We start from the raw sequence: 15125 nt of genomic DNA, 5'->3' as shown, positions 1-15125 counted from the left end.
CGGCCTGCGGCCTGTGGCCCGCCGGGAAGCTCAGGCCGGGGGCGGCTCCTCCCCGGGCCGCTGCTCGGAAGCCTGCGACTCGGCGGGCTGCTCCTCGGCGGGCTGCTGCCCTGACGCGTCGATGCCGAGGGCTTCCTTCGCCTTGTCCTGCGCCTGGTCGACCTGACCGGCGAACTTGCCGCCCGTTTTCTCGTCGACTTGGTCGCCGACGGAGTCGACCAGGTCCTCCGCCTTGTTCTGCGCCTGGTCCTTGAAACGGTCGAGGATCCCCATCCGCGGTCTCCTTCGTCGGGGGAGGCAGGGACGGTCACGACGCTACGCGCCGCCGCCCCGCTGCGGGCGGGCCGCCGCCGGTGGACCGAGGCACACCGGGGTGCGGTCCCCGCGCCGCCGTACGCGGGCGCCCGGCCCGGCCGCGGCTTTCCGCCTTCGAGCCCCTATGGCCACCGGGTGGCCGGGTAGGACTCCATCGGTCCATAGGATCGCGGGGTTCCGCCAACTTCCTTCGAGGACGGCCCGTTGTGATGCGTACGTACCGAATCGCCCTTCCCGCCGCCGCGCTCGCGGCCGCGCTCGCCCTCACCGGATGCTCCGACAGCAAGACCGACGCCAAGAAGGCGAAGCCCGGCGCGCCCGCCGCGCAGGGAAGCGCCCTCGCCTCCGTCGACACCCTCACCGTGAAGGGCCGGGCGGCGAAGACCGGTTATTCGCGGGACCAGTTCGGCAAGGGCTGGACCGACACCGACGCCAACGGCTGCGCCACCCGGGAGGACATCCTCAAACGGGACCTCACGGACCTGAAGTTCAAGGGCAAGTGCGACGTCACGTCGGGGACGCTGACCAAGGACGTCTACACCGGCGAGACCATCAAGTTCGTACGGGGCGCCAGCAAGGTCGACATCGACCATGTGGTGGCCCTCTCGGACGCCTGGCAGAAGGGCGCCCAGCAGTGGGACAAGAAGAAGCGGGTGGCCTTCGCCAACGATCCGCTGAACCTGCTGGCCGTGGACGCGAGCGCCAACCGCCGCAAGAGCGACGGCGACGCGGCGACCTGGCTGCCGACGTTCGCGGCGGGCCGCTGCACGTACGTGGCGGACCAGGTGGCCGTCAAGAAAAAGTACGGGGTGTGGGTGACGGACGCCGAGAAGGAGGCGATGAAGAAGGTCCTCACCGAGTGCCCGCAGCAGAAGCTGCCCACGGGGTGAGGCCCGGCCGCTCGACCTCACGGCTCAGCCCGTCTTCACCCAGTCCTGGCAGCCGCTGCTCTTGAAGTACGCGTCGCCGGCGCCGATCCTCACGATCGCCGTGCCCGTCACGTTCTCGTTGGCGGCGATGGCCTCGGTGCTGTGCGAGGCGGGCGTCCTTGGCCCGCTCCCATTGGCCTCCTCCCCCGTATGAGAATGGGGAATTCCCTCCCTGGCGTCCGTTGTGACGGTTCGCCTGGAGTTGGGTTCCTGGTTCCTTCCCACCATCGGTGGGGGTTGTGCGCTCCGCAGGCGTTTACCTTGCTCGTTGCCGAACGAGGGCCCCCGGCCCGGGGGTGGGTGGTGCTGTCTGTGAGGCCGCTGCTCGCGTGCGGCGCCCTTCGTACTTGATGTTCTTGCCCGCGTTGTGGTCCCGGTCGTGCCGCGTGCCGCACGCGCTACAGGTCCAGGCCCGGATGTGTAGCGGCTTGGGGCCGTCGCGGTGTCCGCAGGCGGAACACACCTGGGTCCAGCGCAGGCAGAATCTCATCCGCCGGATCGGTCTCTACCATGAACGAACAGAAGTACCGGCCGGAGGCGTCTTTGATGACCGTCACCGTGGACGGCACGCACGGAAGCCGACGCGACCAGCGCACCTTCACCGGTCCGATCTTGGGAAGGTTCAGCTTCCCGTCCTCGGTGATCGACCACCGGGCGTTCGCGGTGAACCGTACGGCCTGCCGGTTGCCCGTTTCGATTTGAACCGCGGCTCGGCGATCTTCGGCCCCTTGCGGACACCTTTCAACGACGCGAAGAAGTTGGAATACGCACTGTCCAAGTCTCGTAGTGCCTGTTGCAGCACCACGGCGGACACCTCTGCCGGCCACCCGCGCTCGGAGGTCTTCTTCGCATCGGTGATGAACCGCTTCGACAGCTGTGCTGACTTCGGGAACGGCAAACCCGCAGTGTGTGCGTCCCGCCGCGCCCGCAGACAGTCGTTCGCCGGGTCCGTGGGCGGCGCGCCTCTGAAGACCTCAACCAGTGCATCAAGCGGAACTGTCCGCTCTAACCTGCCGGCCAGATGTCGGCGCCCTCTTCGGATGCCTGTGGCCTTCGTGTCGCCAAGCGGCTGCTCGGCGAGGGCTTCCCGGTCGTGCGGATCCTGCGCAAGCAGTACGCGGCGACGCTGATGGACGACGGCCAGTGCCGCCGGGCGCTGCCCGAGCTGCGCCGGCTCGCCGAGGAGCGGGCCGCCGAGGCGGGCCCGGCCGATCCGCAGGCGCGCGGGACGGCCTTGACCATCGCCTTTCCCGGCCCGCCGGAAGCATCCCCTCGGACTTCTTCTGGCAAAAGTACGGGAAAGCGCGAATCGGACAGACGGAACAACCCATTCCACTTAAGCAATGGGTTGCTCAAGCGGCTGCCAAGAACAGGTCTGCTGACTGTCATTTAGGCGCTCTTTACGGACAGGATCGGCGCGTTTCTGTCTTTGGCCGATCTGTGCCTGTCTCCAGGGAGTCGCCTCGTGCGTCCTCGCCCCTTCCGCCGTTCCATACGGCGGCCTTCGCTCTACCGCCGCCGTCAAAGACGGGTGGCGCTGCTGCTGCTCACCAGCCTCGCATTGATGCTGACCACCCAGCAGGCCATGGCCGACGACGCCCATCTGGGCCGTATATCGCTGCCCAGCCTCAGCTCGATCACCGCCTGGTTCAAGGACCCGCACTGGGGCTCGCTGCCCAAGCAGCAGAGCGGCACCGCCGCCGGGCACGGCCACCACGCGAGCGCCGCCGCCACCAAGGCGAACAAGGGCAAGGGGCACAAGCCGGGCAAGGGTCGCGGTGAGCTCGACGCGTACCACCCGTACGCGAAGGCCACCAAGGGCGGCAAGAGCCGCTCGGCCCAGGGCTTCAACGCCAAGACAAGCCACCGCAATCCGGCCAAGTCATCCCGTACCGCCACGGTTTTCGACAACGCGGACGGCACGCTGACCCGGCAGGTCGCCATGACGCCGGTGAACTACAAGGACGAAGAGGGCAAATGGCAGCCCATCGACGTCGATGTGAGAGCGGGCCCCGACCACCGCTGGCACGAGTCCGCCAACTCCCTCGACGTGGACTTCGCCGCCAAGGCCGCCGACTCGGCGCTCGCCTCCTTCGCCACTGACGGCTCGCACGCCCTCAGCTACGGCCTCCAGGGCGCGGCCCCCGTCACCGGCACCGCGCACGGCTCGCGCGTCACCTACGCGAACGTGCTCCCCGGCACCGACCTGGAGCTCGCGCCCACCGCGACCGGGCTCAAGGAAGCGATCGTCCTGCACTCCGCGAAGGCCCAGAACACCTGGACCTTCCCCCTCGACCTCAAGGGCATGACCGCCCGCCAGGCCAAGGACGGCTCCATCGATCTGGTGGACACCGCGGGCAAGACCGTCGAGCGCATCCCTTCCGCGTACGCCTACGACGCGAAGGTCGATCCGCGCTCCGGTGACCCGGCCACCACCCACTCCGTGACCTACGAGCTGGTCCGCCAGGGCGCGAAGACCGCGCTGAAGGTCACCCTGGACCCGCGCTGGCTGCACGACCGCGCCCGCGTCTTCCCGGTCACCGTCGACCCGACCGTCACCGACGGCTGGACCACCACCTACGCCGAGTCCGGCATCCCCGCCGGCGACCACTCGTCCGAGCAGACCGTCAAGGTCGGCTCCTACGACTCCGGCCCGCACTCGGCGGCCGCGTACGTCAACCACTGGTACAACACCTGGGACGGCACGCACGCCACGGTCACCTCGGCGACCCTGCACCTCTTCGACACCTGGGCCTCCACCTGCACCCCGGAGCGGTTCGACGTCGCCCTGGTCACCCAGGCCTGGAAGCCGAACACGGTGACCGCCTACCCCGGCCCGACCTACGGCTCCTCCATCGGCAACGCCACCCCGAGCGTGCCCAAGGCGTGCGCCAACACCGGCGCCGACCGGACCGTGGGCGACTGGGTGGACGTGCCGCTGACCACCAGCGCCATCCAGGGCTGGTTCAACGGCACCACCGCCGACAACGGCCTCGCCGTCTACGCGGCCACCAACGACAACCTGCACTGGAAGCAGTTCGGCTCGTTCAACGACCCGGCGCTCGGCCCGTACATGTCGGTCACCTACACCGGCAACGCGGCCCCGCAGATCTACCAGCAGTACCCGAACAACAACGCCGTCGCGGACACCACCACGCCCCACCTGACCGCCTGGGCGGGCGACGACGTCACCACGACGCCGCAGTACGACTTCCAGGTCTACGACAACACCAACACCAAGATCGCCGACTCCGGGCTGATCGCCACCGGCGACTGGACGGTCCCGGCGGGCAAGCTCAAGTGGGGCCAGACGTACTACTGGACGGTCCAGGGGTACGACGGCTCGCTCTACACCCCGGCCGCCGACTGGTACGCGCTGCAGATCCAGGTGCCCCAGCCGGTGATCACCTCGGGGCTCTCGCAGAACAGCGGCGACCACGGCTTCGACGCCTCCAGCGGCAACTACACCACCAGCGACACGGACGCCTCGCTCTCCACCGTCGGCCCCAGCCTCGACGTGGTGCGCGACTACAACTCCCGTGACCCGCGCTGGACCGGCTCGTTCGGCGCCGGCTGGTCGTCGATCTTCGACACCCGGGCCACCGAGCAGTACAACGCCTCCGGCGCGGTCACCAGCGCGGTCGTCTCCTACCCGAACGGCTCGCAGGTCGGGTACGGCAAGAACGGCGACGGCAGCTTCTCGGCCGGCTCCGGCCGCTTCTCCACCTTCAAGTCGGTCACCGGCGGCTACTCGCTGACCGACAAGGACGACACCGTCTACACCTTCACCCAGGCGCTCGGCTCCGGCGGCTACGGCCTCACCTCGGTGACCGACGCCAACGGCCGCGCCCTGAACTTCACCTGGACCGGCGGCCGTGTCTCCAAGATGGCCTCGGCCGTCTCCGGGCGCGCCCTGAACGTCACCTGGTCCACGCCGTCCGGCGCGTCCGCCGCGCACGTGGCGACCGTCGTCACCGACCCGGTCGTCGGCACCGACCAGTCCACCGCGCTGACCTGGACCTACGGCTACACCGGCGACCAGCTCGTCTCGGTCTGCCCGCCGTCCACCACCACCGCCTGCACCAAGTACACGTACACCGCGGGCTCCCAGTACCAGAACGCCTCGCTCGACCTCGACCCGCGCGCCATGTGGCCGCTGACCGAGTCGTCCGGCACCGTCGCCAAGGACGCCGTCCTCGGCAACGAGAACACGCTCAACGCCACGTACAAGAACGTCACGCTCGGCCAGGCGGGCCCGCCGAACGGCGGCACCGCCGCCGGGTTCAACGGCACCTCCTCCGCCGTGGCGCTCCCCAACGACACCGGCAACAACACCGACTCGGGCGCCCTGTCGCTCTGGTTCAAGACCTCGGCCGGTCCCGGCGTGCTCTACTCGTACGCCTCGCAGCCCATCGACGCGGGCAACGCGGCGGGCTACTACACGCCGTCCATCTACGTCGGCAGCGACGGCAAGCTGAACGCCGAGTTCTGGTACAGCGGCGGCATCGCCCCGCTCACCACCTCCGCCTCGGTCGCCGACGGCCAGTGGCACCACGTGGTGCTCTCCGCCGCGGGCAACTCGCAGTCGCTGTTCCTCGACAACGCCAAGGTCGGCTCGCTCTCGGGCACCGTCTCCATCAAGAGCGGCACCGCCTTCGGCAAGAACCAGCCGTTCAACTACCTCGGCACCGGCTTCCTGGGCGGCAACTGGCCCGACCAGCCGCACCAGAGCAGCACCAGCAAGACCGGCTACGCCACCTACTTCAACGGCTCCATCGCGGGCGCCGCGTGGTACGACCGCCCGCTGGTCGCCGCCGACGTCAGCGCGCTCTACAACTACGGGACGCACGCCTCCAGCCTGCTCTCCTCGGTCACCCGCCCGTCCGGCAAGACGTACGCGGCGATGACCTACGACCCGGGCACCGCGGCGCTCACCCAGCTCACCGACGAGAACGGCGGGGTCTGGAAGCTCGGCGCCCCCACGGTCACCGGCTCCAGCCAGACCTACCGCGGCGCGGTCCTCGGCGGCGCCCCCGCCACGTACTTCCGCTTCGGTGAGGCGGCGGGTGCGGGCACCGCGGTCGACGAGACGCGCGGCGGCACCGGCACGTACAGCAACGTCACGCTGGGGGCCACCGGGCCGTTCAGCGACCAGAAGACGGCGGCCTTCAACGGGACCAGCTCCTGGGTGAAGGTGCCGGACGTCCAGACCGGCAGCACCTCCGCCTCCGCCGAGCTCTGGTTCTCCACCACGCGCGGCGGCGCGATCCTGATGAACGCGCAGAACGGGCCGATCGGCGGCACGGTCTCCTCGACCACCCCGCAGCTGTGGATCGGCACCGACAACAAGCTGTACGGCGGCTTCTACACCACCTCCGGCTCCGTCCAGATGGGCACCACCGGCACGGTGACCGACGGCAAGTGGCACCACGTGCTGCTGAGCGCCTCGCCCACCAGCCAGACGCTCTACCTGGACGGCACCCAGGCCGCCACCAAGGCCGGCACGGCCGCGCTCACCACGGGCGGGCGCACCACCGACTACCTCGGCGCCGGCACCACCGGCTCCGGCTGGGCCGGTCTGCCCTACCCCGCGACCGTGTACTTCAACGGCTCGCTCGCCGAGGCCGCGACCTACCGCTCGGCGCTCACCGCGCAGGACGCGGCCGCGCACTTCCAGGCCGCGAAGAACTCCACGGGCCTGCTGCCGGTGTCGACCGTCAAGGTCACCTCCCCGGCCAACGCCACGCTCACCTACCAGTACGACGTCAACCACAACAACCGGACGCTGACCGAGACCGACGGTCTCGGCAACACCACCAGCTTCGGCTACGACACCGGCGGCTTCGAGCACACCGTCACCGACCCCAACGGGGCGACGACGGTCACCGGCCACGACGTCCGCGGCAACACGGTCTCCACGACCACCTGCCAGAACCAGGCCGCCAACGCCTGTTCCACGGAGTACTTCAGCTACTTCCCGGACGACACCACCGAGCAGCTCACCACCGCCGACCCGCGCAACGACATCCTGCTCACCCGGCGCGACGGCCGCTCGGCCTCGGCGGCGGACAACACGTATCTGACGTCCTTCGGCTACGACAGCGCGGGCAACCAGACCACCATCACCGGTCCGGCCGTGGCCGGGTTCCCGAGCGGGCGCACCACCACGACCGTCTTCAGCGACGGCACCGCCACCTACCTGGCGACCGGTGGCGGCAACGTCCCCAAGGGCCTGCCGGTGCGCACGGTCAGCCCGGGCGGCGCGGTCAACTCCGTCGCCTACTTCAAGAACGGCGACGTGGCCTCGACCACGGACGCCGGCGGTCTGGTCACCTCGTACACCTATGACGGTGTCGGCCAGGTACTGAGCAAGAAGGTCGTCTCCGACACCTACCCGGCCGGGCTCACCACGACGTACACGTACGACGCGGACGGCCAGGTCGTGCAGGAGAAGGACCCGCAGCTCACCGACCGGGTCACCGGCGCGGTGCACGCGGCGGTCTCCACCACCGTCTTCGACATCGACGGCAACATCACCTCGCAGTCGGTCGCGGACGGCAGCGGCGGCGACTACACCCGCACCGAGACGCAGACGTACGACGCGTACGACCACGTCGCCACCAAGAAGGACGCCAACGCCAACGCGGGCGCGTCCAACGGCAACACGGTCACGTACACCTACGACAGCCAGGGCAACAAGACCAAGGAGGTCTCCTCCTCCGGCACCGAGATGCGCTACACGTACGACGACAGCGGTCAGCTGCTGACCCAGGGCGTCATGTACGCGGGCGACCCGGTGAACCCGCAGACCCCGTCGCTGCTGACCGAGTCGTCCCGGGCCTACGACCCGGCGGGCCGGCTCGCGTCGGTCACCGACGCCATGGGCGCGACGACCTCGTACACCTACACCGACAACGGTCTGACGTCGACGGTCACCAAGAAGAGCGCCGACGGCAACAGCTCCAACGTCCTGCAGTCCAACGCGTACGACGCGGCGGGCAACCTGCTCTCCAGCACCACCGACAACGGCGAGACCGTCACGACCCACACGGTCGACGCGGCCTCCCGCCACACCTCCACCACCCTCGACCCGGCCGGCGTGGCCCGGGTGACCAGCGTGTCGTACACGCCGGACGACGAGATCGCCACCGAGAACAGCCACGACTCCTCGGGCTGGGACCGCACGGTCACCAACGCGTACGACGCGATGGGCAACAAGATCGCCGAGACGCTGTACGGGGACGCCGCGGGGCACCCGACCGGCTGGTGGAAGCTCGACCAGTCCGCCGGCTCGACCGTCACCGACGCCTCCGGCTCCGGCAACACCGCCGCCGCCACCGGCGTGACCTGGAACGGCTCCTCGGCCACCTTCGCGGGCAACGCGGGCCAGCAGATCGCCACCAACGGCCCGGTGCTCGACACCGCCGCCTCCTACACGGTCTCCGCGTGGGTGAACATGGCGTCGCTGCCGACCCACAACGCGACGGTCGTCGCCCAGGCCGGCACCACCAACAGCGCGTTCATGCTCCAGTACAACTACGCGCACACCAGCGCGCCGCTGTGGTCCCTGGAGCAGACCGGCACGGACGCGCCGGGGACCTCGTTCCCGGCCGCCTACTCCACGGCGAAGCCCGTCGCGGGCAGCTGGACGCACGTGGTCGGCGTGTACAACGCCACCAACGGCGCCGTGCAGATCTACGTCAATGGCACGCTCTCCGGCAGCGCCACCAACAGCGCGCCCTGGAGCGCGCACGGGCCGCTGATGATCGGCGGCGCCAAGTACGGCGGCGCCGTGGGCGACGCGCTGCCCGGCGGGGTCTCGAACGTGCAGGTCTACCAGCGCGCGTTCACCTCGACCGACATCACCTCGCTCTACGGCAAGGGGCGCACCGGCGGCACCGCCGCCTCCTCGGACGAGCAGAAGACCACGTACACGTACGACAAGCGCGGTCTGCAGACGTCCATGACGGACGCCAACCAGAACACCACCAACTACGCCTACGACGAGGCCGGGAACCTGGCGGTCGCCACCGCCCCGGCCGTCCAGGCGGAGACGGACGGCACCAACCCGCTCACCGTGCGCCCCGTCACCACCAGCGGTTTCAACACCTTCGGTGAGGCCGTCGAGGAGCAGGGCCCCAACGGCGACGTGACCACCACGGCCTACGACGCCAACGGCAACAAGGTCATGGAGACCCTGCCGTCCTACACCCCGGCCGGGGAGACCACACCGGTCACCGCGGCCTCGACCTGGACGTACGACAACGAGGGCAACCAGACCTCGTCGACCACCGCGGGCGGGCGCACCACCAGCTACTTCTACGACCAGCTGGGCCGCGTCGCCCAGGTCACCAGGGCCGACGGCGCCACCCTGCACACCACGTACGACAACGCCGGCGACCCGCTCTCGGTGACCGACGGCACCGGTGCCTCCACCCAGGCGACCTATGACTACCTGGGCCGCCAGCTCACCTCCACCACCCTGGAGCGGTTCCCGTCCACCCGGACGCTGACCAGCACCAACTCCTACGCGGTGACGGCGGGCAACCCGTACGGCACGCACACCTCGTCGACGACGACGCCGGGCGGGGTGACCACCTCGTACGGCTACGACCGGGCGGGCGAGACCACGTCCGTCACGGACGCGGCGGGCAACACCACCCGGTACACCTACGACTTCGAGGGCAACCAGCAGAAGACGATCCTGCCGGACAACACCTGGACCGAGACCGACTACAACGCGGCCGGGCAGCCGACGTACAACAAGCAGTACGACGCCTCGGACACCCTGCTCTCGCAGTCCTCGGTGACGTACGACGCGGTGGGCAACGTGGTCACCACGACCGACGCCAACGGCCGCACCTCCCGCTTCACCTACGACGCGGCGGGCACGGTCACCCAGGAGATCCAGCCGGTCTCCGACACCTCGTCCATCACCACCAGCTTCGGCTACGACCAGGCGGGCCACCGCACCCGGTTCACCGACGGGCGGGGCAACTCCTGGCGCTACACCTTCACGCCGTGGGGCCAGCAGGAGAAGGTGATCGAGCCGTCCACCGCGCAGTACACCTCGGCGGCGGACACCACCACCACCTTCAGCTATGACGCGGACGGCCGGATGGTCAAGGCCGTCAAGCCGGGCGGCACGTCGACGTCCCTGACGTACGACAGCAACAACCAGGTCCTGACCATGGCCGGCCAGGGCGCGGACGCGGCGACCGCCACCCGCTCCTTCAGCTACGACAAGACGGGCCGGGTCCTCACGGCCGACACCGCCGAGGCGGGCATCACGGGCAACGCGGACCACCAGTCCGCCACGCACGAGGCGTTCGGCTACGACGACCGCGGCGACCTGCTCTCCGCGTCCGGCTCCGCCGGCTCCTCCAGCTTCACCTACAACGCCGACTCGGCGCCGCTGACCCGCACCGACGCGGCCGGCACGACGACGTACGGCTACGACAACGCGGGTCGTGTGTCCACCCTGGACGACGCGGCCACCGGCAACCGGCTGACGTACACGTACGGCAAGCTGAACGAGATCTCCCAGATCAAGTACGGCGCCACCGGCCAGACCCGCACCTACACCTACGACACCGCCCACCGGCTGACCGGCGACACCCTGATGCAGGGCGCCACCGGCCTGGCGTCCATGGGGTACGGCTACGACAAGAACGGCAACCTGACGTCGAAGACGACGACCGGGGTGCCGGGCGCGGCCACCCACACCTACACCTACGACTACGCCAACCGCCTCGCCTCGTGGAACAACGGCTCCACGACGACCACCTACGGCTACGACGCCTCCGGCAACCGCACCCGGGTCGGCGCGGACGTCTACACCTATGACGCCCGCGACCAGCTGACCTCGGACGGCAACCGCAGCTACGCGTACTCGGCCCGGGGCACCATGACCCAGCAGGCCGGGTCGGACGGCACGGTCGCCTTCACCACCGACGCGTTCGGCGCCCAGATCACCGCGGGCACCCACGCGTACAACCTGGACGCGACCGGGCGGAACATCACCGACACCGACACCGCGACCCAGGGCAGCCGCACCTTCCAGTACTCGGGCGCGAGCAACACCATCGCCTCCGACGGCAACTACACCTACACCTACGACGTGTCGGGCGGCCTGGTCGGCGTCGGCAACGGCCCCTCCGGCAGCGCGCTGGCCCTCACCGACCAGCACGACGACGTGATCGGCACGTTCACCGCCGGCGCGACCGCGCTGTCGGGCTCGGCGAGCTACGACCCGCTGGGCAAGAACACCGGCACCAACACCGTCCTCGGCCACCTCGGCTTCCAGTCCGGCTGGACCGAACCCGGCTCGGGCGACGTGGGCACGGCCTCGCGCTGGTACAACCCGGCGACCGGCCAGTTCCGCAACAAGGACTCCATCTCGCTGAACCCGGTCCCGAACTCGGTGTCCGCGAACCCGTTCGCGTACGTCAACGACAACCCGCTCGCGGGCACGGACCAGTCCGGCAACTGCTCCTGGTACGACGTGGTGTGCGGCGCCAAGAAGGTGGTCCACAAGGCCGCCGCGGTGGTGCACCAGGTCGCGGCGCCGATCTACCACGCCGCCGTCCAGGTGGTGCACCAGGTCGTCCAGGTCGCCAAGCACGTGGCGAAGAAGGTCGTCCACCGGGTCCGTGACGTGTACCGCAAGACGGTCCGCGTGGTGCGCCGGGTCTACCACTACGCCGTACGCAAGGTGAAGCGCGTCTACCACGCGGCGGTACATGCCGTACACACCGCGTACCACAAGGTCACCAAGACGGTGAAGCGCGTGGTCCACGCGGCGAAGAAGGTCGCCAAGGCGGCCGTCCACACCGTCGCCAAGGCGGCCCGCACGACCTACCACGCCACCGTGAAGGCGGCGAAGACCACGGCCACGTTCGTGAAGAACCACGCGGCCGCGATCACCTCGTTCGTGGTCTCCACGGCGGTCTTCATGGGCTGCGAGGCGGTCACCGCGGGCGTCGGCTCCATCGGCTGCGCGGCGGTCGCCGGAGCGGTCGGCTCCCTGGTCACCCAGGGCTTCGCCTGCGCCCAGAAGGGCGGCGACGAATGCAGCGTCGGAGCCTTCGCGGGCTCGGCGATCGAAGGCGCGGCATCCGGCGCGCTGGGCGGCGTCCTCGGCAAGATCGGCGGCTCCCTGCTCGCCAAGGCGGCCCCGAAGGCGATGAAGGCCGTCGGCGGTCTGTTCGGCAAGGGGGCGGCGGCTGAGGAGACGGCGGCGAAGGACGCGACGGAAGTGGCCGCGTCCAGGGCCGAGGCCCAAGGGGCCGGCTCGCGCGGCGAGTCCGGCATCGGCTGCAAGGTCGGCGTTCCGCACAGCTTCACGGGCAACACCAAGGTGCTGATGGCCAACGGCTCGACCAAGGCCATCGACAGGATCAGGGTCGGCGACACCATCGCCAACGCGGCCCCGGGTGTGTCGGGCACGGAGTCGCACAAGGTCACGGCAGTGATCGTCACCAAGACGGACCGCGACTTCGTGGACGTCACGATCAAGGCGACGAAGCGCGGCGCGAAGGTCAAGAAGGCCGTCCGCAAGGCGGCGCTGGGCCTCGCGGCCTCGGCGGCGGTGCTCGGCGCGCTGACGGCGACCCCGCAGAAGGCGCAGGCGGCGGAGGTGACCGCCAAGGGCGACCACCTCACCACCACGTTCCACCACCCGTTCTACGACGCCACGCAGTCGGCGTTCGTGGAGGCGAAGGACCTCCACGAGGGCGACGTCCTCCAGACCCCGACCGGCACGGCCGAGGTCACGGGCGTCCGCCTGTACCACGCGAACACGGTTACGTACGACCTGACGGTCGACGGTCTCCACACGTATTACGTGGAGGCCGGGGACACGCCGGTCCTCGTCCACAACTGCAACGGCTCGTCCACGCCGGACCCGATGCACCTCCAGGCGCGGGTGGACGCGATGACCAAGAAGATGGGCGCGGGCGCGCGCTGGAAGACCGTCGGCGGTCTGCACGTGCCCGAGGGCAACGGCATGGACCTGTTCGCGGTCGGTGCCCGGAGCGAGATCACCGACGCCCAGATCGCGCTGTCGGACGCGGCGGACGAGGGGCTGCGCGTCTATCCGCGCCTGCCGAAGAAGACGGACGCGCCGCTGATCCTCGGGCACAATCACGCTGAGGGGAAGCTGTTGACGGAAGCGGTCAACCTGGGGGCCACACCTCAGTTGCTGATCGCGAGCAACGACTTCTGCGAAGAGTTCTGTGCACCGTTGATCAAGAGGCTCGGCGGTAAGATCATTACCCCGAGACTGGCCAAGTGGTAGGTGTTTGAGGGATATGTCCAATCACGGAGTGCCGACGGACCGGCAGCCGGCCGAGCGCTGGTTCTCGGTCGCGGTCGCCGCGCGGGTCAACTCGGTCGTGTCGGTCTTCTTCGAGAAGCACGCACGGCAGGAAGACGCGTTCGCGGCGGTCCAAGCCGTCGAGTCGGCCTGGCGCGAGACGGGCGGGCAGGGCGAGGAAGCGGAGTTCCAGCAGGAGTCGGTGCCTTTGGTGGACCGGCTCCGGGAACGGGCCGCCGAGAGCGGCCGACCGTCCGGTGCGGCCGTCGCGGCCGCCCTGGAGGCCACGCGGGCCGTCGCCGCCTTCCACGGCGACGGCGACCCGCGGGTCCGCGAGGTCCAGGGTGCGGCGCTCGCCGTGGCCCTGGAGTTCGACCGCAACGGCGTGGCGCCGCCGGAGGGACATCCCTGCTGGCTGGCCTTCGAGAGCGCGGGCCAGGCGGAGCTGGCGTCCCGGGTCTTCGCCCGGGGCGCGGGCTTCGAGCCACGCGACGCGTTCGAACTCAGGATGGCGAGCGGTGAGGAGTCGATGCACTACCGCGAGGCGATCCTGAGCTGGATGCGCGACACCCACTGAGCACGATCCCCAGGGCGGCGGGCCGGATCTCCGGCTCGTCGCCCTGTTTCCCTTTCCGCCCTCCCGGCTCCGGTCGTCCGACTTCTCCTGCCTCCCGAGGAGCTTTGTGTCCAAGCACCGCATAACCAAGAAGCACCGCAACCTGGCCATGGCCCTCGGCGGTGTCGTCCTCCTCGGAGGCGGTGCGCTCACCGCGCAGGCCGCCTCCTCCGGGAGCGGGACCCCGGCCGCGGCCACCATGCCCGCCCGCCCCGTCTCCCTCTCCAAGCCCGCCACCTTCACCGGCCGCGCCTTCGACACCTGCACCGCCCCCACGCTCGCGCAGATGAAGGCCTGGAAGACCGCCTCGCCGTACGGGGGCGCCGCCGTCTACATCGGGGGTAAGAACCGGGGCTGTGCCCAGCCCCAGCTCACCGCATCCTGGGTGAAGTCGGTGAGCGCGGTCGGGTGGAAGCTCATCCCCCTGTACGTGGGGGCGCAGCCGCCCTGCAAGTCCGGGAGCAACCCGGAGAAGATGACGGCCGCCACCGCCGCCTCCCTCGGCGCGGCCGACGGCGCGGACGCCGGTGCCAAGGCGTCGGGGCTCGGGATGCGCCCGGGCAGCCCGGTCTACCTCGACATGGAGGGGTTCGACACCACGAACACCTCCTGCAAGGACACCGTGCTGACCTACACGCGCGCGTGGAACAAGGCCCTGCACGCCAAGGGCTACCGCACGGGCTTCTACGGCTTCGCCTCCTCCAGCGCGGCCGTCGTCGCCGCCGTCTCGCCGGGCACGGACATGCCGGACGCGCTCTGGTACGCGGCGTACGACGACACGGAGTCGACCACCACGGGCTACCCCTTCGGGACCAAGTGGTCGGGCCACCGCCGGGGCCACCAGTACGCCATCAACAAGAAGGAGGCGTACGGCGGCGTGACCCTCACCGTCGACCGGAACGCCTGGGACGCTCCGGTCGCCGTCGTGGCCAAGTAGGCAACAGAGCGA

General features: G+C 69.9%; 8 protein-coding genes. 6 read left to right on the top strand and 2 right to left on the bottom strand.

Annotation, left to right across the window (positions count from 1 at the left end):
- Positions 1-30: 30 nt before the first annotated feature.
- Positions 31-273, bottom strand: coding sequence for an antitoxin (locus OG965_RS18260; RefSeq protein ID WP_371653144.1), 243 nt, complete (start codon positions 271-273; stop codon positions 31-33).
- 251 nt (positions 274-524) lie between these two features.
- Here OG965_RS18260 and OG965_RS18255 point away from each other — a divergent pair, with 251 nt between their 5' ends.
- Positions 525-1205 (top strand): HNH endonuclease family protein, encoded by a 681-nt coding sequence (locus OG965_RS18255; RefSeq protein ID WP_371653143.1) that lies wholly within the window; start codon positions 525-527, stop codon positions 1203-1205.
- A 295-nt stretch (positions 1206-1500) separates the two neighbouring features.
- Here OG965_RS18255 and OG965_RS18250 read toward each other — a convergent pair whose 3' ends face one another.
- Entirely contained in the window at positions 1501-1734 is a 234-nt protein-coding gene (locus OG965_RS18250) for a zinc ribbon domain-containing protein (RefSeq protein WP_371653142.1), read from the bottom strand.
- A gap of 20 nt (positions 1735-1754) precedes the next feature.
- On the opposite strand from OG965_RS18250, the gene OG965_RS18245 reads away from it, so the two are divergent.
- From OG965_RS18245 to OG965_RS18225, 5 genes are all read left to right on the top strand, one after another.
- Complete coding sequence (locus OG965_RS18245) at positions 1755-1946, top strand: hypothetical protein (protein ID WP_371653141.1); 192 nt, start codon at positions 1755-1757, stop codon at positions 1944-1946.
- A gap of 319 nt (positions 1947-2265) precedes the next feature.
- Positions 2266-2637: a hypothetical protein gene (locus tag OG965_RS18240; RefSeq protein ID WP_371657190.1), complete on the top strand. Its 372-nt coding sequence runs from the start codon at positions 2266-2268 to the stop codon at positions 2635-2637.
- 72 nt (positions 2638-2709) lie between these two features.
- Entirely contained in the window at positions 2710-13542 is a 10833-nt protein-coding gene (locus OG965_RS18235) for a LamG-like jellyroll fold domain-containing protein (RefSeq protein WP_371653140.1), read from the top strand.
- Positions 13543-13555: 13 nt separating this feature from the next.
- A complete protein-coding gene (locus OG965_RS18230) occupies positions 13556-14137 on the top strand; it encodes a hypothetical protein (protein WP_371653139.1) in 582 nt (193 codons plus the stop codon).
- A gap of 106 nt (positions 14138-14243) precedes the next feature.
- Entirely contained in the window at positions 14244-15113 is an 870-nt protein-coding gene (locus OG965_RS18225) for a glycoside hydrolase domain-containing protein (RefSeq protein WP_371653138.1), read from the top strand.
- Positions 15114-15125 lie beyond the last annotated feature (12 nt).

Source organism: Streptomyces sp. NBC_00224 (genome assembly GCF_041435195.1).
Lineage (GTDB): Bacteria > Actinomycetota > Actinomycetes > Streptomycetales > Streptomycetaceae > Streptomyces.
The sequence above is the reverse complement of the archived record's forward strand: the minus strand, read 5'-3'. Positions and strand labels throughout refer to the sequence as shown.

Bases quoted from the DNA above. Each gene is read 5' to 3' on its own strand.
- OG965_RS18260 (WP_371653144.1), bottom strand. From the start codon at position 273: ATGGGGATCCTCGACCGTTTCAAGGACCAGGCGCAGAACAAGGCGGAG.
- OG965_RS18255 (WP_371653143.1), top strand. From the start codon at position 525: ATGCGTACGTACCGAATCGCCCTTCCCGCCGCCGCGCTCGCGGCCGCG.
- OG965_RS18250 (WP_371653142.1), bottom strand. From the start codon at position 1,734: ATGAGATTCTGCCTGCGCTGGACCCAGGTGTGTTCCGCCTGCGGACAC.
- OG965_RS18245 (WP_371653141.1), top strand. From the start codon at position 1,755: ATGAACGAACAGAAGTACCGGCCGGAGGCGTCTTTGATGACCGTCACC.
- OG965_RS18240 (WP_371657190.1), top strand. From the start codon at position 2,266: ATGTCGGCGCCCTCTTCGGATGCCTGTGGCCTTCGTGTCGCCAAGCGG.
- OG965_RS18230 (WP_371653139.1), top strand. From the start codon at position 13,556: ATGTCCAATCACGGAGTGCCGACGGACCGGCAGCCGGCCGAGCGCTGG.